Origin of the sequence: Pseudomonas entomophila (assembly GCF_029478665.1) — a bacterium.
Lineage (GTDB): Bacteria > Pseudomonadota > Gammaproteobacteria > Pseudomonadales > Pseudomonadaceae > Aquipseudomonas > Aquipseudomonas entomophila_F.
Genome location: NZ_JARPQB010000011.1, coordinates 1 through 22853, shown reverse-complemented (window position 1 = coordinate 22853; position 22853 = coordinate 1). Strand labels below are relative to the sequence as shown.

At 64.0% G+C, this 22853-nt stretch carries 19 protein-coding genes; 11 read left to right on the top strand and 8 right to left on the bottom strand.

The features are described from left to right. The first annotated feature begins 150 nt into the window (after nt 1-150). From P5705_RS07350 to P5705_RS07335, 4 genes are all read left to right on the top strand, one after another. Complete coding sequence (locus tag P5705_RS07350; protein WP_277460202.1) at nt 151-960, top strand: helix-turn-helix domain-containing protein; 810 nt, start codon at nt 151-153, stop codon at nt 958-960. Between the two features lie 65 nt (nt 961-1025). Continuing rightward, nucleotides 1026-2432 (top strand): NAD(P)/FAD-dependent oxidoreductase, encoded by a 1407-nt coding sequence (locus tag P5705_RS07345; RefSeq protein WP_277460201.1) that lies wholly within the window; start codon nt 1026-1028, stop codon nt 2430-2432. A gap of 33 nt (nt 2433-2465) precedes the next feature. After that, nucleotides 2466-2807, top strand: coding sequence for a cupin domain-containing protein (locus tag P5705_RS07340; RefSeq protein ID WP_217868454.1), 342 nt, complete (start codon nt 2466-2468; stop codon nt 2805-2807). Nucleotides 2808-2859: 52 nt separating this feature from the next. Continuing rightward, nucleotides 2860-3939 (top strand): polyamine ABC transporter substrate-binding protein, encoded by a 1080-nt coding sequence (locus tag P5705_RS07335; protein ID WP_277460200.1) that lies wholly within the window; start codon nt 2860-2862, stop codon nt 3937-3939. Nucleotides 3940-4098: 159 nt separating this feature from the next. Here the strand turns inward: P5705_RS07335 and P5705_RS07330 are convergent, their stop codons facing one another. From P5705_RS07330 to P5705_RS07320, 3 genes are all read right to left on the bottom strand, one after another. Then, entirely contained in the window at nt 4099-5682 is a 1584-nt protein-coding gene (locus tag P5705_RS07330) for a peptide chain release factor 3 (RefSeq protein WP_011532371.1), read from the bottom strand. Between the two features lie 99 nt (nt 5683-5781). Further along, entirely contained in the window at nt 5782-6111 is a 330-nt protein-coding gene (locus P5705_RS07325; protein ID WP_277460199.1) for an XRE family transcriptional regulator, read from the bottom strand. Continuing rightward, nucleotides 6108-6557, bottom strand: a complete 450-nt coding sequence (locus P5705_RS07320) for a type II toxin-antitoxin system RelE/ParE family toxin (RefSeq protein ID WP_277460198.1) — start codon at nt 6555-6557, stop codon at nt 6108-6110. The genes P5705_RS07325 and P5705_RS07320 overlap by 4 nt, the downstream gene beginning before the upstream one ends. A gap of 296 nt (nt 6558-6853) precedes the next feature. Between P5705_RS07320 and P5705_RS07315 the strand changes: the two genes are divergently transcribed. From P5705_RS07315 to P5705_RS07300, 4 genes are read left to right on the top strand one after another with little or no spacing between them, the layout of a single operon-like run. After that, nucleotides 6854-7567 (top strand): ABC transporter permease, encoded by a 714-nt coding sequence (locus tag P5705_RS07315; protein WP_011532367.1) that lies wholly within the window; start codon nt 6854-6856, stop codon nt 7565-7567. Nucleotides 7568-7580: 13 nt separating this feature from the next. Then, entirely contained in the window at nt 7581-8492 is a 912-nt protein-coding gene (locus tag P5705_RS07310; RefSeq protein ID WP_277460197.1) for a glycine betaine ABC transporter substrate-binding protein, read from the top strand. Further along, nucleotides 8489-9142 carry an ABC transporter permease gene (locus P5705_RS07305; RefSeq protein WP_277460196.1) on the top strand — a complete coding sequence of 218 codons (654 nt, stop codon included), beginning with the start codon at nt 8489-8491 and terminating at the stop codon, nt 9140-9142. The genes P5705_RS07310 and P5705_RS07305 overlap by 4 nt, the downstream gene beginning before the upstream one ends. Next, the gene (locus tag P5705_RS07300; RefSeq protein WP_277460195.1) at nt 9139-10296 is read left to right on the top strand and encodes an osmoprotectant ABC transporter ATP-binding protein OsmV; all 1158 of its coding nucleotides are present in this window, start codon (nt 9139-9141) and stop codon (nt 10294-10296) included. The genes P5705_RS07305 and P5705_RS07300 overlap by 4 nt, the downstream gene beginning before the upstream one ends. Nucleotides 10297-10384: 88 nt before the next feature. Here P5705_RS07300 and P5705_RS07295 read toward each other — a convergent pair whose 3' ends face one another. From P5705_RS07295 to P5705_RS07285, 3 genes are all read right to left on the bottom strand, one after another. Then, a complete protein-coding gene (locus tag P5705_RS07295; protein ID WP_277460194.1) occupies nt 10385-12802 on the bottom strand; it encodes a TonB-dependent siderophore receptor in 2418 nt (805 codons plus the stop codon). A 108-nt stretch (nt 12803-12910) separates the two neighbouring features. Further along, nucleotides 12911-13861, bottom strand: a complete 951-nt coding sequence (locus tag P5705_RS07290) for a FecR family protein (RefSeq protein ID WP_277460193.1) — start codon at nt 13859-13861, stop codon at nt 12911-12913. Between the two features lie 17 nt (nt 13862-13878). After that, a complete protein-coding gene (locus P5705_RS07285) occupies nt 13879-14379 on the bottom strand; it encodes an RNA polymerase sigma factor (RefSeq protein ID WP_277460192.1) in 501 nt (166 codons plus the stop codon). Nucleotides 14380-14984: 605 nt separating this feature from the next. On the opposite strand from P5705_RS07285, the gene P5705_RS07280 reads away from it, so the two are divergent. Continuing rightward, nucleotides 14985-16148, top strand: a complete 1164-nt coding sequence (locus tag P5705_RS07280; RefSeq protein WP_277460191.1) for a type III PLP-dependent enzyme — start codon at nt 14985-14987, stop codon at nt 16146-16148. Nucleotides 16149-16239: 91 nt separating this feature from the next. On the opposite strand, the gene P5705_RS07275 is transcribed toward P5705_RS07280, so the two are convergent. Then, nucleotides 16240-16989, bottom strand: a complete 750-nt coding sequence (locus P5705_RS07275; RefSeq protein ID WP_277460190.1) for a tetratricopeptide repeat protein — start codon at nt 16987-16989, stop codon at nt 16240-16242. A gap of 3 nt (nt 16990-16992) precedes the next feature. Next, complete coding sequence (locus tag P5705_RS07270) at nt 16993-17673, bottom strand: Fe2+-dependent dioxygenase (RefSeq protein ID WP_277460189.1); 681 nt, start codon at nt 17671-17673, stop codon at nt 16993-16995. Nucleotides 17674-17896: 223 nt separating this feature from the next. On the opposite strand from P5705_RS07270, the gene P5705_RS07265 reads away from it, so the two are divergent. Then, nucleotides 17897-20176 carry a TonB-dependent receptor gene (locus tag P5705_RS07265; protein WP_277460188.1) on the top strand — a complete coding sequence of 760 codons (2280 nt, stop codon included), beginning with the start codon at nt 17897-17899 and terminating at the stop codon, nt 20174-20176. Between the two features lie 102 nt (nt 20177-20278). Beyond that, nucleotides 20279-22834, top strand: a complete 2556-nt coding sequence (locus tag P5705_RS07260; protein WP_277460187.1) for a sulfite reductase flavoprotein subunit alpha — start codon at nt 20279-20281, stop codon at nt 22832-22834. The last annotated feature ends 19 nt before the right edge of the window (nt 22835-22853 follow it).

The window sequence follows — 22853 nt, the reverse complement described above, 5'->3', positions numbered from 1 at the left end:
GCAAAGACAGTGCAGTGCTCGTGCCACTTGTATCAAAAGATAACATCCATTCGAATCAACACCTTGCCCGGCAAGTAGCCTGGCAAGACCGTGCAAAATGCCAGATCCATGCCCTTGCGCCTGGGTTTTCTGCAATGCACTATCAGGCCCATGACCGCCACTCCCCTCCCCGACGGCCCCGGGCAAACCCCGCTCACCGCCGACACCGTCATGCGCTACCACCTGTGCTGGAAGCATCGCGACCTCGACGGGGTGATGGCGCTCTACCACCCGGACATCCAGTACCACGACTTCTTCCAGAACCGCGTGCTCGGCTACGACGACCTGCGCGACTACGTGCGCGCCTGCCTGCCCCATGAAGCTGGCGAGGACATCGTCCACCGCGACCGCATCCGCGTCGACGGCTGCACCGCGTTCATCCAGTACCAGGTCACGGTTCAAGGTGGCGACGGGCTGGCAGCGTTCCAGTCCAGCGAAGCGATCACGGTCAAGGACGGGCTGATCTGGCAGGTCAACGAGTACGCCACGCTGGTGCGCCAGGGTAGCAGCGCCAGCCACCCGGGTCGGCCACGCCCAGCCACCAGCAGGCTGGGCCTGTCACCACGCCAACTGTCGACCATGGCCCAGGACCTGGAGCACTACTTCCAGGGCCAGCGCCCCTACCTCGACCCGGAACTGGACCTGCAGCAGGTCGCCGACGCAAGCGGCTACAGTCGCAACCAGATCTCCTACCTGCTCAACCAGGTGCTCGGGCAAAGCTTCTACCGCTACGTCAACCAGGCTCGCCTGCAACACCTGATCGCGAGCTTGGGCGACGGCAGCGTGCGCACACCCATCGACGAACTGGCTTTCAACGCCGGCTTCAACTCACTGTCAGCCTTCTACAAGTGTTTCCGCGAACACACTGGGTTGTCCCCGAAGGCCTACCTCAAGCAAATTTCCCTGCGTGCACGCACGTAAGACAGCCTTCCCCGCGCTTCACTAGGATCGCCCACAGACCTTTACCGGATGTGGAGCCCGCCCCGATGCAACCCCTGCGCACGATCAGCCTGTGGATGGACCAGCTCGACGAGCCGCTGTGCGCGCGCCCGGCCCTGCGCCAGGACCTTGACCTCGATGTGTGCATCATCGGTGCCGGCTATACCGGCCTGTGGACCGCCTACTACCTCAAGCGCCAGGCGCCCCAGCTCGATATTGCGGTGATCGAAGCCAACATCGCCGGCTTCGGCGCGTCCGGGCGCAACGGCGGCTGGCTGATGGGTAACCTGCTGGGCGAGGACCGCCTGCTCGCCACCCTCTCGCCACAGCAACGCCGTGAAAGCATCGACCTGCTGCATGGCATCCCCGACGAAGTCCACGACGTGCTCCAGCGCGAGGGTATCGACTGCGACTACCGCAAGGGCGGCGTGCTCTACTGCGCCGCCCGCTATCCAGAACAGGAGCGCAGCCTGCGCGCCTGGCTCGACAACCTCTACCGCCAAGGCATGAGCGAAGACGACTACCGCTGGCTACGCCCCGAACAACTGGACACCCAGTTGAAAGTCAGCAACCCCTACGGCGCCATCTACAGCCCCCATGTCGCCACGATCCAGCCGGCCAAGCTGGTACGCGGCCTGGCGCGGGCGGTCGAGGCCATGGGCGTGCCGATCTACGAGAACACCCCGGCCATCGATTGGCAGACCGGCGCAGTGCGCACCCCACTGGCACGCATTCGCAGCCACTGGGTGGTGCCCGCCGTCGAAGGCTACGCCGCCAGCTTGCCACCGCTCGGGCGTCACCAACTGCCCGTGCAGAGCCTGTTGGTGGCTACCGAACCACTGCCGGAATCAACCTGGGAACAGATCGGCCTGGGCCAGGGCCAGGCCTTCAGCGAAAGCAGCCGCCAGGTCACCTATGGCCAGCGCAGCGCCGACAACCGCCTGGTATTCGGCGCCCGCGGCGGCTATCGCTTCGGTGGACGCTTGCGCGAGGACTTCACCCTGAGCGAAAACGAGGTCGAACTGCGCCGCTACCTGTTCGGCGAGCTGTTCCCGCAGCTAAAGCACGTTCGCATCACGCATTCCTGGGGCGGCAACCTGGGCATGGCCCGACGCTTCCGCCCGCACATGCTGTGCGACCGCCAGCGCGGCATCGCCCTGTCCGGTGGCTATGGCGGCGAAGGCGTCGGCGCCACCAACCTGGGTGGCCGCACGTTGGCGGCACTGATTCTCGGTCAACACAACGCACTCACCGCCCAGCCCTGGGTGCATGACAACCGCCCCTTGTCGAGCCTGGCCAGCTGGCCACCCGAGCCCTGCCGCTGGCTGGGCTACAACGCGATCATCCAGAGCTTCGTCCACGAGGACCGGACCCTCGCCAACCCGGCCAGCGCCCCCTGGCGGCGGCGCCTGGCCAGCGGGTTGGCCGACTTCATGGAAGGCTTCATGCACTGACTTCCCTTCATCACCACACAGGATCCACCGGTCATGAGCATCACCCAGTTCAAGCACACCGACAGCGCCATCCTGGACAGCTCCACCCCGGTCGCCGTGCCCCTCGGCGAGCCGGTCGCGGTCACCTCGGTCACCTGCGTCGAGCGCAGCGATGGTGTCGAGACCGGTATCTGGGAGTGCACCCCGGGCCGCTGGCGACGGCAGATCGTGCAACAGGAGTTCTGCCATTTCATCAAGGGCCGCTGCACCTTCACCCCCGACGGTGGCGAGCCGCTTGTCATAGAAGCCGGAGACGCCCTGATGCTACCGGCCAACAGCCTCGGCACCTGGGATATCCAGGAGACCGTGCGCAAGACCTACGTACTGATTTTCTGATCCGCTGATCGCCTGCCTTCGATAACAACAGACAAAGCAAGGTAACCCCGACATGCGCACGCTCCTTCTCGCTCCCCTGATGCTGGCCGCAAGCGTTGCCAACGCCGCCGACTCGGTGAAGATCTACAACTGGTCGAGCTACATCGCCCCGGACACCCTGAAGAACTTCCAGCAGACCACCGGTATCGCGCCAACCTACGATGTGTTCGACAGCAACGAGACGCTCGACGGCAAGCTGATGACCGGCAACTCCGGCTATGACGTGGTGTTCCCCTCCAACCACTTCATGGCCCGGCAGATCCAGGGCAAGGCCCTGAAGCAGCTGGACAAGTCGCAGCTGCCGAACTGGAAGAACCTCAACCCGGTGCTGCTCAAGGCACTGGAGGTGAACGACCCGGGCAACCAGTACGGTTTCCCGTACCTGTGGGGCAGCACCGGCATCGGCTACAACATCGACAAGGTCAAGGCGGTGCTTGGCGACAACGCGCCGATCGATTCGTGGGACCTGTTCTTCAAGCCCGAATACCTCTCCAAGCTCAAGAGCTGCGGCGTGGCGGTGCTGGACAACGGCCCCGAGCTGCTGCCGATCGCCCTGCACTACCTGGGCTTGCCGCACCACAGCCAGAACCCGGCCGACTACGACAAGGCCAAGGCGCTGTTGATGAAAGTGCGCCCGTATATCAGCTACTTCCACTCGTCGAAATACACCGGCGACCTGGCCAATGGCGACGTGTGCCTGGTGGTGGGCTTCTCGGGCGATGTGCTGCAAGCGAAGAACCGCGCCGAAGAGGCGAAGAACGGGGTGAAGGTGGGTTACTCGATCCCGAAGGAAGGCGCGCCGATGTGGTTCGACATGGTGGCCATGCCGGCCGATGCGCCCAATGAGAAGGCAGGGTATGCCTACATGAACTACCTGTTGCAGCCTGAAGTGATGGCGGGGATCAGCAACTTCGTGCAGTACGCCAATGGCAACCAGCAGGCTGACGCGCTGGTGGACCCGGCGATGAAGGGCAACACGATGATCTACCCGAGCGAGGACGTGATGGGCAAGTTGTATGCGCTGGAGGCGATGCCGGCGAAGATCGACCGCATCAGGACGCGGATCTGGACCAGCATAAAAGCAGGAAATTAACTGCGGGGTTTACGCTTACCCCTGTAGGAGCGGCCTTGAGCCGCGAAAGGGCTGCGTAGCGGCCCCGGGTTCAGTGTTCAACAAAGATCGCCGGGGCCGCTTTGCGGCCCTTTCGCGGCTAAAGGCCGCTCCTACAGGGTCAGGTGAAGACCTGTACGATCAGTGATGCTCGCGAGTCGCGCGGAACTTGATGTCCGGCCAGCGCTCTTCCATCAGCGACAGGTTGACCCGGGTCGGGGCCAGGTAGGTGAGGTGGCCACCACCGTCGATGGCCAGGTTCTCCATGGCCTTGTTCTGGAATTCCTCCAGCTTCTTCTTGTCGTCGCAGCTGATCCAGCGCGCCGACCAGACGGTGATCGGCTCGTAGGCGCACTCGACTTTGTACTCTTCCTTCAGGCGGCTGGCGACTACGTCGAACTGCAGCACACCGACCGCGCCGAGGATGATGTCGTTGCTGCGCTCGGGGAAGAACACCTGGGTGGCGCCCTCTTCGGCCAGCTGCTGCAGGCCCTGGCGCAGTTGCTTGGATTTCAGCGGGTCCTTCAGGCGCACACGGCGGAACAGCTCAGGGGCGAAGTGCGGGATACCGGTAAAGCCCAGCGCCTCGCCTTCGGTGAAGGTGTCGCCGATCTGGATGGTGCCATGGTTGTGCAGGCCGATGATGTCGCCGGCAAAGGCCTCTTCCAGTTGCTCACGCTCGGACGAGAAGAAGGTCAGCGCGTCACCGATGCGCAGGTCCTTGTTCAGCCGTACGTGACGCATCTTCATGCCCTTCTCGTACTTGCCCGAGCAGATACGCATGAAGGCGATGCGGTCGCGGTGTTTCGGGTCCATGTTCGCCTGGATCTTGAACACGAAGCCGGTGAATTTCTCCTCGACAGGCTCGACGGTACGCTCGTGGGCGACACGGCCCAGCGGGCGTGGCGCCCAGTCGACGACCGCGTCGAGCACATGGTCGACACCGAAGTTGCCCAGCGCGGTACCGAAGAACACCGGGGTCAGCTGGCCGTTGATGAACTCGTCCTGGTTGAACTCATGGCAGGCACCCTGCACCAGCTCCAACTGGTCGACAAACGAATCGTACTGGTCACCCAGGTGGGCACGGGCTTCGTCCGAATCCAGCTTCTGGATGATCTTGGCCTCGGTGCGCTCGTGGCCGTGGCCCGGGGTGTAGACGATGATGTAGTCGCCGGTGAGGTGGTACACGCCCTTGAAGTCGCGGTAGCAGCCGATCGGCCAGGTGATCGGCGCGGCCTTGATCTTCAGTACCGCCTCGATTTCGTCGAGCAGTTCGATCGGGTCGCGGATGTCGCGGTCGAGTTTGTTGATGAAGCTGACGATGGGCGTGTCGCGCAGGCGGCAGACGTCCATCAGGGCAATGGTGCGCGGCTCGACGCCCTTACCGCCGTCGAGCACCATCAGCGCCGAGTCCACCGCGGTCAGGGTGCGGTAGGTGTCTTCCGAGAAGTCCTCGTGGCCGGGGGTGTCGAGCAGGTTGATCATGTGCTCGCGGTAGGGGAACTGCATCACCGAGGTGGTGATGGAGATGCCGCGCTGCTTCTCCATTTCCATCCAGTCGGAGGTGGCGTGGCGGTCGGACTTGCGCGACTTCACGGTACCCGCGACGGAGATCGCCTTGCCCATCAGCAGGAGCTTCTCGGTGATGGTGGTCTTACCGGCGTCGGGGTGGGAAATGATGGCGAAAGTGCGGCGCTTCGCGACTTCGGCGGCCTGGTTGGTCATGGGAAATCGCCTGACTGGGGATTCAAAAAGGGGCGATATCATACCTGAAGTCACGCCCTTGGCCAAAGTCTGCAGCCTCCGTCAGTCCAGTGACGCGAATCAGTCCTGGCCTGGAAGCCCTTCAGCAAATCCATCCAGAGTAATGGGAGGACGGCCCGGCATGTGTGCGACCAACTCAAGCGTCCCACCCATGGCTTCGAGATAGTTGCGCAAGGTGGAAATAAGCATGTCGTTGCGTTTCTCGAACTTCGAGACATTGGCCTGGCGAATGTCGAGACGTTCGGCCATCCCCTCCTGGGTCAACTCGAGCGTCTTGCGCAAAGCCTGAAGCGTCATTTCCTCACGAATCAGCTCACGCCCTCGTTGCTCGGCTTCGGCGCGCAAGTCGGCCGGCAAGCTGTTCATGACCTCTTCAAGTGTCTTGGTCATTCCTCGTTCCTCTTTAACAGGTACTTTTCAAAACGCTTATCGGCGCGTCTGAGCAATCGTCGGTAGAACAGCCTTTCGCTCAATCCTGCCTTGTCACCGCCGACCAGAATCACGGCCTGGCGATCCGGGTCGAAGGCAAACGCGACGCGCCACACTCCACTACCAACGCGAAACCTCAGCTCTTTCATGTTCGGATGCTGGGATCCCTTCAAAGTATCCACCCTTGGCCTGCCCAGCTCAGGACCTTGGTGTTCGAGGAGCTTCAGCTGACCGATCAGTTCCCTCTTGACCGATCGCTCCAATGCGTCGAACTCAGCAACGAACTCCAGACAAAAACTGATCGACCAGGCCAATAAAATACCTCCGAGAGAATATTCCCTCAAGCGACTAAAAAATTTTTGTTCAGCTATGTTGCCCTTCCCGACAGGCACCTCAATAGCAGGCACTTCAACGCCTAAACGTAATATCTGCGCTTGTTTTTCGCGTGAAGATTCCTACAACCCAGTGATTAGCACTGGCCAAATGCCGCCCCAGATGGGAACCTTTACGCCCACGGAGACGTCCACTCCCCTGCAACCCGCCTCGGTTCAGGGCTGGTTTCACCCGCTTCACGAGCCCGACGGGGTTCGGCTCATGGCCTGATGCCGCGCATCGGGCTGCTACTCGCGACCACGCTGCCCGCCGCCAGGAATGGCCGGCCGCACGGGGGTGTGATCGCCGACTACAAAAAAGGAGTCCGCCTGTGGCTGCACGCTACGGAAAAGGGCTGTTGGGATGGGCCGCCGTGCTCGTCATCCTGGCCCTGCTGGTCCACTGGATCGGCATCGACACGATCGCCCGCTACCGCGACGATCTTGGGTTCTACCTGCAAGCGCACCTGGTTTTGGTGCTGGCTTCGATGGCGGCGGCGCTGGCCGTGGGCATCCCCGCCGGCATTGCCTTGAGTCGACCGCACCGGGTCGACAAGGCCGAGCGCTTCATGCAGTTTTTCAATGTTGGCAACACCATCCCTCCCCTGGCCGTCCTGGCCATCGCCCTGAGTGTCCTGGGCATCGGCGCCGGTCCCGCGATCTTCGCGCTGTTCCTCGCCTCCCTCCTGCCCATCGTGCGCAACACCTACGAGGGCCTGAAAAACGTCCCCGCCTCGCTCAAGGAAGCCGCCACCGGCATCGGTATGACCCCGCGCCAGCAGTTGTGGCAGGTGGAACTGCCCAACGCCGTGCCGATCATCGTCGGCGGGGTGCGGGTGGCCCTGGCGCTGAACGTGGGCACCGCGCCGCTGGCGTTCCTGATCGGCGCCAACAGCCTGGGCAGCCTGATCTTCCCCGGCATCGCCCTGAACAACCAGCCGCAGCTATTGCTCGGCGCCGCCTGCACCGCGCTGCTGGCCCTGGCGCTCGACGCCCTGGTGAGCTTCTCCAGCAAGCGCTGGCTGGAACGTGGCCTGGCCCGATAACAAGAGGGAAACCATGAAGAAGACAATCGCCTTGCTCCTGGGCGCGGCCCTGCTATGCGCAGGCTTTGCCCAGGCGGCGGACAAACCGCTGATCCGCATCGGCGCCCGGGTGTTCACCGAACAGACCGTGCTCGCCGAAATCACCGCCCAGTACCTGCGCGCCAACGGCTTCGACGTGCGGGTGACCTCGGGCCTTGGCAGCAATATCGCCCGCCAGGCCCAGGAAACCGGGCAACTCGACCTGATGTGGGAGTACACCGGGGTCTCGCTGGTGTCCTACAACCATATCGACGAACGCATGCCTAACGCCGCAGCCACCTACGCCCGCGTGAAGGCACTCGATGCGAACAAGGGCCTGGTCTGGCTGACCCCGTCGAAATTCAGCAACACCTATGCCCTGGGCCTGCCCAAGCAGGTGGCCGAAGCCTATCCACAAGTCAACACCATCAGCGACCTCAACCAGGTGCTGCATGCTGAGCGCACCCGCCACCACCTGGTAGCCCTGGACACCGAGTTCGCCAACCGCCCCGATGGCCTGGTCGGCCTGCGCGAGGTGTACGACCTGCCCCTGGACCGCCGCAACATCCGCCAGATGGATGGCGGCCTGGTGTACACCGCAATGCGCAATAACCAAGTGTTCGCCGGGCTGGTCTACACCACCGACGGGCGCCTGAACGCCTTCGACCTCAAGCTGCTGGCAGACGACAAGCACTACTTCCCCGACTACACGGCGGCGCCGGTGCTGCGCAAAGCGGTGCTGGACGCCCACCCGCAACTGGCCGCCCTGCTCAAGCCACTGGCCGAGCAGTTGGACGACGAGACCATGCGCCAGCTCAACGCCCAGGTCGATGTCGAGCACCGGAGCCCGACCGTGGTCGCCACGGCATTCCTGCGTGAGCACTCACTCGGCGAGGTACAACCATGAACCTGCTCGATACCTTTGCCCACCTCGACTGGGCCCAGGTCCTGCAACTGACCGGGCAGCATGTCACCCTGGTCGGCATCGCCGTGGGGCTGGCCATTATCGTCGGCGTGCCGTTGGGCATCCTGATGACCCGTTTCCCGGTGTTCGCCGGCCCCCTGCAAGCCAGCGCCACGGTGCTGCTGACCATCCCCTCGATCGCCCTGTTCGGCCTGCTGCTGCCGTTCTACTCGAAGTTCGGCCAGGGCCTCGGCCCGTTGCCAGCGATCACGGCCGTGTTCCTCTATTCGCTGCTGCCGATCCTGCGCAACACCTACCTGGCCCTGACCAACGTCGAGCCCGGCATCCGTGAAGCGGCCCGTGGCATCGGCATGACCTTCGGCCAGCGCCTGCGCATGGTCGAGCTGCCCATCGCCGTGCCGGTGATCCTCGCCGGCGTGCGCACCGCCGTGGTGATGAACATCGGCGTGATGACCATCGCCGCCACCATCGGCGCCGGCGGCCTGGGCGTGCTCATCCTCACCGCCATCAGCCGCAGCGACATGTCGATGCTGCTGGTCGGCGCCGTGCTCGTCAGCCTGCTGGCGATCATCGCCGACCTGCTCCTGCAAGCCCTGCAACGTGCCCTGACTCCAGAAGGACTGCGCCCATGATCGAACTGAACAACCTCAGCAAGACCTTCACCGCCAACGGCAAGGACGTCAACGCCGTCGACGCGGTAAGCCTCACCGTCAACGAGGGCGAGATCTGCGTGTTCCTCGGCCCCTCCGGCTGCGGCAAGAGCACCACGCTGAAGATGATCAACCGCCTGATCACCCCCACCTCCGGCCAGGTTTTTATCAACGGCGAGGACACCAGCGCGCTGGACGAAGTCACCCTGCGCCGCCAGATCGGCTACGTGATCCAGCAGATCGGCCTGTTCCCCAACATGACCATCGAGGAGAACATCACCGTGGTCCCGCGCCTGCTCGGCTGGGGCAAGCAGAAATGCCACGACCGCGCCCGCGAGCTGATGCACATGATCAAGCTCGAGCCCAAGCAGTACCTGCAGCGCTACCCCCGTGAGCTGTCCGGTGGCCAGCAGCAGCGTATCGGCGTGATCCGCGCCCTGGCCGCCGAGGCGCCGGTATTGCTTATGGACGAGCCGTTCGGCGCGGTCGACCCGATCAACCGCGAGCTGATCCAGCACGAGTTCTTCGAGATGCAGCGGGCGCTGAACAAGACCGTGATCATGGTCAGCCATGACATCGACGAAGCGATCAAGCTGGGTGACAAGATCGCCATCTTCCGTGCCGGCAAGCTGCTGCAGCTGGATCATCCGGACACGTTGCTGGCCCATCCGGTGGATGATTTCGTCAGCAACTTCGTCGGCCAGGACAGCACGCTGAAACGCCTGTTGCTGGTGCGTGCCGAGGATGCCGCGGACAACGCGCCATCGGTGAGCCCGGAAACGCCGGTGAGCGATGCGCTGGAACTGCTGGATGAGCATGACCGGCGCTATGTGGTGGTCACCGACGGGCAGAACAAGGCGCTGGGGTATGTGCGCAGGCGCGACATGCATCGCCAGCAAGGGGCGTGCGCGGACTTCCTGAGGGCGTTCAATGCCACGGCGTCCCACGACGAACACCTGCGCATCCTGCTGTCGCGGATGTACGAGTTCAACCGGGCGTGGTTGCCGGTGCTGGATGCCGAGCAGGTGTTTCTGGGAGAGGTGACGCAGGAGTCGATTGCGGCGTACCTGAGCTCGGGGCGCTCGCGCGGGGCGAAGACCTCGATCGTGTCGCCGGCCGAGGTGGTGGTCGCCTGAGCCGGCCTCATCGCGGATAAATCCGCTCCTACAGGATTGGCGCAGGCCCTGTAGGAGCGGATTCATCGGCGATGAAGGCGACGCGCTATCAGAACCCTACACTGGCCTGCACATAGAACGTACGCGGCTCACCCACATAGAGCCCGGCATTGTTGTCGCTGGAGCGGGTGAAGTACTGCTTGTCGAAGAGGTTCTTCACCCCCGCCGCCAGCTTCAGGTTCGACAGCTGCGGCCCGAACGCATAACCACCGCGCGCATGCCAGGTCACGTAACCCGGAATGTCGCCATATTGCCCATCGGCACTCGGCTCGGTGATGTAGTTGCCGTTGAAGCTGCCGTCGGCATTCATGCCGGTGCCCGGCGCACGTTGCTTGGATTGGGCGTAGGCGTCCAGGTTCCAGGTCCAGTGGTTGACCTCGTAGCGCAGCCCGGCCGTGGCCACCGTGCGCGAGTAGAACGGCAGGTCGCGGCCCTTGAAGCCGGGAATCTCGCCTTCGTAGGTGGCGCGGGTATAGGTGTAGCCACCGTTGACCGACAAACCTTCCAGGCGCGGATCGAGCCCCGCCAGGTCATAGCGCACCGACGCCTCGATCCCCTGGTGCTTGGTGGCCCCCAGGTTGGTCCAGCCAATGTCGTTGCTGATGTACTGCAGCTCGTCGTCGAAGTCGATGTAGAACGCGGTCAACTCGCCGGCGAAACCACCGTTGTCATAGCGCGTGCCCACCTCGTAGGTCTTGGCCTTCTCCGGCTCCAGGCCATTGGCCGTGTTGTTGCCGGTACCGCCCTGGCCCAGCTGGAAGTACTGCAGGCTGCCGAACGACGTCTCGTAGTTGGCGAACACTTTCCAGGCATCGGAGAGGTGGTACATCACGCTCAGCGCCGGCAGCGGCTCGTTGCTGGTGATGCTGCGGTTCTTCTCCGGCACTGGCCGGTTGTTGGCGTCCAGCACCGGACGGTCGCGCCAGTCGGTGTTGATGTGCTCGAAACGGATGCCTGGGGTGATGGTCCAGTTACCCACGTCGATCTTGTCGTCGATGTAGTAGGCGCTGGCCTCGGTGCCGCCGCTGCGGTCCTGGAACACATGGCCGTCGGAGGTCGGAGTAACGGTCGGTACGTTGTCGATCAGCGCCAGGCGCGTCGATTGCTCACGCATCGCTTCTTTCAGGTAGCGGTAACCGACGCTGACTTCCTGGGTGGTCGGGCCGGCGAAGAAGATCCGCGACACCCGCGGCTCAATGGCGAAGGTGTGATAGTTGCGCGGGTACGACGACAGGGTCTTCATGTCGCGCGCGGCGATGGCGCTGCCACGGAAGCTGTCGGTGTAGTAGGTCAGCACTTCGAACTGGGTGGCGTCGTCGAGCTGGCGCTGCCACTTGAACGACACGTCCTTGCGCCGGCCGGCGAAGTAGTCGTAATCACGCAGCGACTGGTACGGGTTGCTGTCGTACTGCGCCTGGGTCAGGCCACCAGGCATGTCGGCGCGGCCGTCGTAGTAGTGGAAGTTGAGCCAGAACTCGTCGACATCAGTGGGGGCCCAGTGGGTCTTGAGCATGACGTCATCGATGTCGTTGCCATTGTTGCTTTCGCGGTAGCCGTTGCCATTCACCCCGGTGTACAGCAAGGCCACGCCCATGCCGTTGTCGGCGGTGCCACCGGCGAACGCCGACTCGGTGTGCTTCCAGCCGCCGTGCTGGGAGGTTTCCAGGGTGGTGGACAGTTCCGCCGAGGCTTTCTCGGGGATCGCCCGGGTCACGAAGTTGATCACCCCGCCGACGTTCTGCGGGCCGTAGCGCACGGAACCGGCGCCGCGCACCACATCGATGCTGTCGAGGTTGCCCGAGGAAATCGGCGCCATCGACAGCTGCGGCTGGCCGTAAGGGGCGAAGGCCGCCGGGATGCCATCGATCAGCACGGTCGAGCGCGGCGACAGGCGCGAGGTCAGGCCACGCACACCGACGTTCAGCGACAGGTCGCTACCGCCAGTACCGTTGGAGTCCTGCACCTGCACGCCGGGAATACCGCGCAGTACATCGCGCACGTTCATCGCGCCCTGCTCCACCATCGCCTCGCGACGCACCACGGTTCGCGCGCCCGGGTGGTTCTGCACCACGCTCTGCTCGGCGTCGCCCAACCAGTCGCCGACCACCTTGACGTCGGTGGGCGCCAGTTCGAGGCTGCCGGTGGTGAGGGTGCCGGCAGCCTGGGCCGGCTTGACCACCACGGTGTCGGCGGACTGCTCGTAGGTCAGCCCGCTGCCCTGCAACAGCTGCGCCAGCGCCTGCTCCGGCGCCAGGTTGCCCGACACGGCCGGGGCCTGCTTGCCGGCCACCAGTTCGGGGCTGAAGAACAGTTGCAGACGGGTCTGCTGGCCCAGTTGTTTCAGGGCAGTAGCCAGAGGCTGCGCCTGGATCTGGATAGTCTCGGCATAGCTGTTGCCAGCGGCGGCGCTGACCGCCAGGGCCAGCGCCAGGCGGCGCAACTGGAGAAGGGGCTTATTGTTGTTCACGTCTTCGATGGGTCCTGAAAGTCGGGATAAACGCCAACCGCATGCAAATGGAAATGCTTGGCAGTTGCAGCTGGCGGGGAAGACGAACGAGCGGAAAAAAACCTGAATCTATTTCGAAATAATTTCGCTGGAGCCATCCGCGTGCTGCTTGATCGCCACCGGCAGGATGTTCGGCAAGGCGCGCAGCAGCGCATCGGGGTCATCGCTGCTGAAGGTGCTGGACAGGCGCAGGTTCGCCACTTTGCCAGGCGCGACACGCAGGGGCTGGGCGCGATAACGCGAGACTTCGGCGACCACTTCGCTGAGCGGGGCGTTGTCGAACACCAGCTTGCCCTGGCGCCAGGCCGTCAGCGCATTGGCATCGATGGCGTAGGGCGCGGCGACCTGGCCGTGGGCGTCGATGCGCGAACCCTGGCCGGCACCGAGCAGCGCCAGCGATTCGCCCGCGCCCCGGACCCGTACCGACCCCTGTTCGACCGCGACACGCGTGCTGTCCCGGTCCTGACGTACATCGAAGCGCGTGCCCGTCACGGTCACATCCCCCTGGGCGGTGCTCACCACAAATGGCCGATCGCTGTCATGGGCGACGATGAACATCGCCTCGCCCTGGCCCAACCGCACGTGACGGCGGCCGGGGGAAAAGTCGACCTGCAACCGGGTGGCGCTGTTGAGCTCCAGCTGCGACCCGTCGGGCAACTCGACCTGGTGGCGCTCACCCAGGGCGGTTTGCAAGGTGTCCTGGTGGTTCAGTTGCTGGTACTGCCAACCCACCCAGCCCAGGCCGAGGGCCACGACCGCCACGCTGGCGGCCAGTGCCTGGCGCAGCAGGCGACGGCGCGGCAACGGGCGTACAGAGTCGGGCTCGCACAGTGCCTCGAGGCGCTGGCGTGGGATGAAATCGGCGGCGCGCCATAGTTGCGTCAGCCGCTCGTACTCCTCGCGGTGCTGCGGATGCTGTGCCAGCCACCGGCCAAAACCCGCCTGCAGTTCACCGTCGCGCGGCGCGTCCTGAAGCCGGGTGAACCATACGGCGGCCTGCTCGCGCACGTGCTGTTTCATCAATGGGGTCTCCTGACTCATCTGGCCGACACATCCAGGTGCTCACGCAGATGTCGGAGCGTGCGGATCATATACTTTTCGACCATGTTCTTGCTCAAGCCCATGCGCTCGGCGATTTCGGCCTGGGTCAGGCCCTCGAGCTTCTGCCAGATGAAGACCCGGCGACAGTTGAGCGGCAGCGCTGAAAGCGCCCGCTCCACGGAGGCAGCCAGCTCCAGGGCATGCACATAGGCCTCGGGGTCGTCATGGCCCGCCGCCCCTTCCTCGAATGCCTCCAGTTCAAGGGCCTGGCGACGGTCCTCGCGGCGGAAACCATCGACGGCAATGTTGCGGGCGGTCTGGTGCAGATAAGCGCGCGGTTGCTCGACCTGCTCGTTCGGGTTCTCCAGAACCCGCACGAAGGCGTCATGGGTGAGGTCCTCGGCCTGCTGACGACTGCGCAGCTTGCGCGTCCAGGTGCCGATCAGCTCGTGGTAGTGGTCGAGGAAGCCTTTGTGTCCGGACACGGGTGTGTTCATCAGGGAGGCAGGGCGAGGTCGCGAATAGTAATGTTTCTCATCAACAACGGCAATCGGTGCATTGTCAGTCCGACCAAGGGCGAGCAGCGGGTGCGATGACAATTTTTTTTGCTGATTTCATGCGCGGGGGAGGCGCGGGCTTCGTGGCCATAAATATGAACACTGCCGGCCTCATTGCGGGTAAACCCGCTCCTGCAGAAAAGCGCTGGATCCCTGTAGGAGCGGGTTTACCCGCGATGGGGTCAACACGGTCCATTCCACTATTTTTTACGCTTGCACAAGGCCTGGGAACATATGCCGGTCATGTGGGTCGGTTATTCAGGTGACAGCTCATCGATCCACGGCGAAACCACCGGGTTTGCCTGTTGATCTTGCGGTTTTCACGCCCTAAAGTGCGCGCCGAACGTCCATGCTGGAAACGATCCATCCGGCTCAAGTACTGACGACGAGACAGCAAGGTCACCCGCCGCTCCGCACCACGGGCACGGTTGACCTTTTTGCTTTCGGCGACATGCCTTGGGAAGTAGGCGAACCAAAGTGGGGATACGGAGGGCGTTCAGTTTGCTGCCACTTATCTTTTCAGTTTGCCCATGGAGCCCTTGAGCATGTCGATCCAGGTCGAAGACTATTTCGCACGCGACACCTTCCAGAAAATGAAGGCGTTCGCCGACAAGCAGGAAACCCCGTTCGTACTCATCGACACCCAGATGATCAGCCAGGCCTATGACGACCTGCGCGCCGGTTTCGAGTTCGCCAAGGTGTACTACGCAGTGAAAGCCAACCCGGCGGTCGAGATCATCGACCTGCTGAAGGAGAAAGGTTCGAGCTTCGACATCGCCTCGATCTACGAGCTGGACAAGGTGATGGGCCGTGGCGTCAGCGCCGATCGCATCAGCTACGGCAACACCATCAAGAAATCCAAGGACATCCGCTACTTCTACGAGAAGGGCGTGCGCCTGTACGCCACCGACTCCGAAGCCGACCTGCGCAACATCGCCAAGGCCGCGCCAGGCTCGAAAGTCTATGTGCGCATCCTCACCGAAGGCTCCACCACCGCCGACTGGCCGCTGTCGCGCAAGTTCGGCTGCCAGACCGACATGGCCATGGACCTGCTGATCCTCGCCCGCGACCTGGGCCTGGTGCCTTACGGCATCTCCTTCCACGTCGGTTCGCAGCAGCGCGACATCAGCGTGTGGGACGCGGCCATCGCCAAGGTCAAGGTGATCTTCGAGCGCCTGAAGGAAGAAGACGGCATCGAGCTGAAACTGATCAACATGGGTGGCGGCTTCCCGGCCAACTACATCACCCGTACCAACAGCCTCGAGACCTACGCCGAAGAGATCATCCGCTTCCTCAAGGAAGACTTCGGCGACGACCTGCCGGAAATCATCCTCGAGCCGGGCCGTTCGCTGATCGCCAACGCCGGCATCCTGGTCAGTGAAGTGGTGCTGGTGGCACGCAAGTCGCGCACCGCGGTCGAGCGCTGGATCTACACCGACGTGGGCAAGTTCTCCGGCCTGATCGAAACCATGGACGAAGCCATCAAGTTCCCGATCTGGACCGAGAAGAAAGGCGAGACCGAAGAAGTGGTCATCGCCGGCCCGACCTGCGACAGCGCCGACATCATGTACGAGAACTACAAGTACGGCCTGCCGCTGAACCTGGCGATCGGTGACCGCCTGTACTGGCTGTCGACCGGCGCCTATACCACCAGCTACAGCGCGGTGGAGTTCAACGGCTTCCCGCCGCTGAAGGCCTACTACCTGTAATACCGAACGGGGCCGCAAGGCCCCGTTTTCGCATCCATGGTGAGCGCCGGTGGCAGCGGGCTTGCCCCGCGACGAGGCCGGCACAGGCTCGTCAGGTTCCGCGCTGTTCGATCTCCTCGGCATACCGCGCCGCGAAAGTCGTCAACACCGGCCCGGCCCCCTGCAAAGTCACCAGCGCACTGCGCAGGAAACTCAGGTTGCCCTCGACCCGCGCCCGATCCAGCCAGGGCCCGGCCTCAGCCACCTCGCCCCGCTCGACCAGCACCAGCGCAAGGCTGAACATCCCGCGAAAATCCCCCGCCTCGGCCGAACGCCGATACCAACGCACCGCCCGTGCCGGGCTCGCGGTCGTGGCAATGCCCTGCTCCAGGTAACGCCCATACAGGTTCATCGACTTGGCATGCCCCTGGTGGGCGGCCTTTTCGTAACAAGCCAACGCCTGGAACTGGTCGGCCGGCACCCCGCGTCCGGTGGCCAGCAGGTTGCCCAGGTTGTACATGCCCCAGTCCAGCCCAGCATCAGCCGCATGCGCATAGTGTATGGCCGCCTGCGCCAGGCTCACTTCACCACCCCAACCGTGCTCCAGACAACGGCCGAGCATGTTGTGCGCCATGGCGCTGCCGCCCTGGGCGGCGATGGCGAACCAACGGCGAGCCACGCAGGCATCCTCTTCGATACCGCGCCCATCGAGCAGGATCTGCCCGAGCAACAGCTGCGCCTCGACCGCGCCCTGCCCGGCCGCTGCCAGAATCGCCTGGGCGGCTTGGCCAGGGCTGTGCTCGAGCATCGCCTGCAGCCCGGCGACATCCACGACCTCTTCACGACGCAATTGATAGGACACGGCTCAAACCTCGGCCCAGCGGCGCAACAGGTTGTGGTAGGTGCCGGTCAACTGCAGCAGCGACGGGTGCTCCGGCACATCGGCGGTGAGTTGGCGGATGGCGTTGTCCATCTCGAACAGCAGGGTGCGCTGGCTATCCTCGCGCACCAGGCTCTGGGTCCAGAAGAACGCCGCGTAGCGCGCGCCACGGGTAACCGGGTTGACCTTGTGCAAGCTGGTGCCTGGGTACAGCACCATGTCGCCGGCCGCCAGCTTGACCTGCTGCACACCGAAGGTGTCCTGGATCACCAGCTCGCCGCCGTCGTAGCTGGCCGGATCACTCAGGAACAAGGTCGACGACAAATCGGTGCGGATACGCTCCGGGCTGCCTTTGGGCTGGCGCAGGGCATTGTCGATGTGGAAGCCGAAGTTGCCACCCTCGCGGTAGCAGTTGATCAGCGGCGGGAACACCTTGTGCGGCAGCGCCGCCGACATGAACAGCGGGTTGCGCCACAGTCGGTCGATCAATGCGTTGCCGATTTCCTTGGCCAGGGCATGCCCCTCGGGCAACTGAAGGTTGTGCTTGGCCTTGGCCGACTGGTAGCCGGCCGTGACCTTGCCATCGGCCCAGTCGGCCTGCTCCAGGGCCTCGCGGATACGCGAGATTTCGTCGGCATCGAACAGCCCGGGAATGTGAAGCAGCATGGCAATGGCACCTGATGCGGAAAGAGAGCCGCCAATGATATTGATTACCTTTTACGGATCACAAGCCCCCTTGATCCAGCCGTGACGTATGAGCCCGTAAAAACCGTAAGGTGAAATTGTAAAGAATGTAAATTTCTGTCGAATGGTAACGCTTCTCAATTGTTCCTTACATTCGCTTACATTAACATCCGCGGCCTTCATACCTTGGGGAAGGTCTACAACAATGCGTCACGTGCCAACCGCTGTGAGTTCACCACGTCTGCTCGTCTCCGCCATCGGCATGGCGATCACCGCCACCTCCGCCTATGCCGCCGATCCTGCCGCCAGCCATGCCGTCACCCTCGATGCCACCAGCATCAACGGCAAGGCCGAGCAGGCGAGCACCGACTACAAGGTCGAGAAAGCCTCCTCGCAGAAGTACACTGCACCACTGGTGGACACCCCACGCTCGGTCACCGTGATCCCGCAGCAGGTGATCAAGGACACCAACGCCCTTAACCTGCAGGACGCCCTGCGCACCGTGCCGGGCATCACCTTCGGTGCCGGCGAAGGCGGCAACCCGCAAGGCGATCGCCCCTTCATTCGCGGCTTCGACGCCCAGGGCGACACTTACCTGGACGGCGTGCGCGATACCGGCGCGCAGACCCGCGAAATCTTCGCCATCGAATCGGTGGAAGTGGCCAAGGGCCCGAACTCGGCCATCGGTGGCCGTGGCGCCGCCGGCGGCACCATCAACCTGGTAAGCAAGCGCGCGCACCTGGGCAACTCGCTGGACGGCGCCTGGACCTGGGGCAGCGACCAGACCCAGCGCTACACCTTCGACGGCAACTACCAGTTCAGCGACAGCGTGGCCGGGCGCCTCAACCTGATGACCCACGAGAGCAACGTCGCCGGCCGCGACAAGGTCAACTACGACCGCTGGGGCATCGCCCCGTCCCTGGCCTTCGGCCTGGGCACGCCAACCCGCGTCAACCTCGACTACTACCACCTGGAAAGCGACGACCTGCCGGACTCGGGCATCCCGTACAGCGTGCCTAGGGCAGGCAGTGCCGCACGGACTTCGGCGCATCCGGACAAACCGGTAGACGGTGGCGACAGTGACAACTTCTACGGTCTGACCGGACGCGATTTCCGCAAGACCCGTGTCGATATCGCGACCTTTGCCATCGAGCACGACCTGTCCGACACGCTGACCATCAAGAATACCCTGCGCCACGGCAACAGCATGCAGGACTACGTGCTGACTCAGCCTGACGACAGCGCCGGCAACGTCAACAACAATGGCGTCTGGCGTCGCGCCAATACCCGTGTGGGCAACACCGCCACCACCACCAACCAGACCGACCTGTTCGGCGAGTTCTACCTGGGCGGCCTGAAGAACAGCTTCTCCACCGGCGTCGAGTTCACCAAGGAAGAGTCCGACCGCCAGAGCTACACCGTCACCCCCAACAGCAAGCTGACCTGCACCGGCCCAGGCAGCGGCGGCAGCTGCACCTCGCTGGACAACCCGAACCCGGACGACAACTGGGTCGGCACCGTCGCGCGTAACTACGCAGGTACCAGGACCAGCAGCAAGACCCGTGCGCTCTATGTGTTCGACACTCTGGAGCTGACCCCGCAATGGCTGCTGAACATGGGCCTGCGCTACGACCACTTCGACACTGATTACCGTGGCTACAACGCCGACGGCAGTACCGCGGTGAGCAGCAAGGGCGTACCTGCCAAGGGCCAGGACACCAGCGAGTTCATCACCGGCCAGGTGGGCCTGGTGTGGAAACCGGCGGACAACGGCAGCATCTATGTGTCCTACGCCACCTCCGCCACGCCGCCCGGGGCCATGCTCGGCGAGGGTACCGAGGGCAACCCGCTGGGCAACACCACTGACCGTTCCGGCAACCTGCTGAGCAGTGACATGGAGCCGGAGGAAACCACCAACTACGAGATCGGCACCAAGTGGGACCTGCTCGACCAGCGCCTGTCCCTGGCTGCGGCGCTGTTCCGGACCGAGAAGGAAAACGCCCGGGTCCAGGTCGACACCACCACCTACGAGAACGTCGGTGAAACCCGCGTTCAGGGCATCGAGCTGTCGGCCAGCGGCAAGCTGACCGACAAGTGGCAGGTGTTCGCCGGCTACACCTACATGCAGGCCCGCCAGATCGATGGCGGCCCGCTGGGCAAGGCGAACGACGGCAACCAGTTGCCCAATACGCCGAACAACAGCGCCAGCCTGTGGACCACCTACCAGCTGACGCCGAAGCTGACCGTCGGTGGTGGCGCCTTCTATGTCGATGACGTCTACGGCAGCGTAGCCAACACCACCATGGTCGACAGCTACGTACGCTACGACGCCATGGCCGCCTACAAGCTGACCAAGAACATCGACCTGCAACTGAACGTGCAGAACCTCACCAACGAGGTCTACTACGACAAGGCGTACTCCACCCACTTCGCCAACCAGGCGGCGGGCCGGACCGCACTGCTGACCACCAGCGTGCACTTCTAAAGGTCGCCCCCCAAGCCCCGTCCATGGTCATGGACGGGGCTTTTGCGTATCAAGGCATAATGCACGCCGCGCGGGCTCTGGCGGCAACACAAGGTGATCGATGTGGTGAAGAAGACACTGTTCCAATTGCACTGGTTCTTTGGCATCACCGCAGGCCTGGTGCTGGCGCTGATGGGCATCACCGGCGCCATCTGGTCGTTCCAGGAAGAACTGCTGCGCGCATTCAACGCCGACGTGCTCAAGGTCGAGGTGCGCCAGGAGGGCGTGCTGCCACCGGCCGAGCTGGTACGCCGGGTGGAGAGCGCACAAGGCGACAAGGTCTCGATGCTCTGGGTGGATACCCGTGAAGGCAACGCCGCGCGGATCTTCTTCACCCCGCCTCCAGGCAAGCGCCGTGGCGAGCTGCGCTATGCCGACCCATACACCGGCGAACTCAGGGGCGATGTCGCGGGGCTGGGCTTCTTCGACTTCGTGCTCAACCTGCACCGCTTCCTGGCCATGGGTGATACTGGCCGGCAGATCACCGGTGCATGCACCCTGATGCTGATCTTCTTCTGCCTTTCCGGCCTGTACCTGCGCTGGCCGCGCCAAGCGCTGAACTGGCGAGCCTGGCTGACCCTGGACTGGGCGAAGAAAGGCCGTGCGTTCAACTGGGACCTGCATGCGGTCTTTGGCACGTGGTGCCTGCTGTTTTATCTGCTGTTCGCCCTGACCGGGCTGTTTTGGTCCTATGAGTGGTATCGCGAAGGCCTGAACACGCTGTTGGCCGACAAGCCGGCCGCAGGCGAACAGAAGCGCGGCGAAGGACGTGGTGGCCGCCATGGCCCGCCCAAGGCCGACAACAACGCGCCACCGCTGGTGGTCGACTACGACGCCATCTGGGCCAACCTGAAGGAGGTTGCCGGCCCTGGGTTGTCGACCTACAACCTGCGTCTGCCGCCTGCGGGGGGACAACCGGCGACCCTGTTCTACCTGCTCGAAGGCGCCGACCACGAGCGCGCACTCAACACCCTCACCCTCGATCCGGCCACCGGCCAGATCAAGCGTCACGAGCGGTACGCCGACAAATCGTTCAAGGCCCAACTGCTGCAGAGTGTCTACGCCCTGCACGTGGGCAGCTATTTCGGCCTGCCGGGGCGGATCATCGTCACTATCGCCAGCCTGACCATGCCGCTGTTCTTCGTCACTGGCTGGCTGCTGTACCTCGACCGTCGCCGCAAGAAGCGCCAGGTCCGCGCCGCCCGTGGTGCGGTGGACACCGTAGCGAACACGGGTGACAGCTGGCTGATCGGCTTCGCCAGCCAGAGCGGCTTCGCCGAGCAGTTGGCCTGGCAGAGCGCTGGCCAGTTGCAGGCTGCCGGGCTGGCGGTACAGGTGCGCCCACTGGCGGAACTGGGCGAGCCAGAATTGCGCCAGGCCAAGCGCGCGCTGTTCGTGGTCAGCACCTTCGGTGACGGCGAGGCGCCGGACAGCGCCCGCGCCTTCGAACGCAAGGTGCTGGGCCAGCCCTGGGCGCTGGAGCACCTGGACTATGCCCTGCTTGCCCTGGGCGATCGTCAATACCCGCACTTCTGTGGCTTCGCCCGGCGCCTGCAGGCCTGGCTCGGTGAACGTGGCGCCAGCAGCGCCTTCGGCGCGGTTGAAGTGGACAACGCCGACCCCGCCGCGCTGCAACGGTGGCAGCAGGAACTGGCCCGGCTGACCGGCGCCCGCCCGGTGGTCGCCTGGCAGCCGCCGAGTTTCGACAATTGGCGCCTGACCCGACGAGAGCTGCTCAATTCTGGCAGCCAGGGTGCCCCTGTGTACCTGCTGGGCCTGCTGCCACCGGCACCTGTGACCTGGGAAGCGGGAGACCTGGTGGAAATCCTGCCACGCCACGGCCAGGTACGTGTCGACGCCTTCCTCACCGGGCTCGGGCTGCCCCCTGAAAGCCCCGTACAACTGGACGGCCTGAACGAAACCCTCGCCCAGGCCCTGGCTAGCCGCCAGTTGCCGCAGAGTCGCGAGCATCTGGTCGGCCTGCACGCCCAGGCGCTGGTCGATGCGCTGATCCCGCTGACAGCGCGGGAATACTCGATCGCCTCCATCGCCAGCGATGGCGTGCTGGAACTGATCGTGCGCCAGGAGCGCCACCCCGACGGCAGCCTGGGCCTGGGTTCAGGTTGGCTGACTGAGTACCTGCCGTTGGACGGCACGGTGAGCCTGCGCCTGCGGCGCAACAGCAGCTTCCACCTGCCCGAGGTGTCCGCCCCCCTGGTTCTGATCGGCAACGGTACTGGCCTGGCCGGGCTGCGCAGTTTGCTCAGGGCACGTATCGCGACCGGCGAGCCACGCAACTGGCTGCTGTTCGGCGAACGTAACCAGGCCCATGACCTGCTGTGCGGCGACGAACTGCAAGGCTGGCTGCGCGGTGGCGACCTGCAACGGCTGGACCTGGCGTTTTCGCGGGATCAGGTGGAGAAGGTCTATGTGCAGGATGTGCTGCTGCAGCACGCCGCCGAGTTCAAGCGCTGGGTCGACGAGGGTGCGTGCGTGTATGTCTGCGGCAGCCTGCAAGGGATGGCGGCGGGCGTGGATGCGGCACTGCACGGGATGCTGGGAGCAGATAGCGTGCAACAGTTGATCGAGGATGGGCGGTATCGGCGGGACGTGTACTGATCTTGCGACTGTTCGCCGG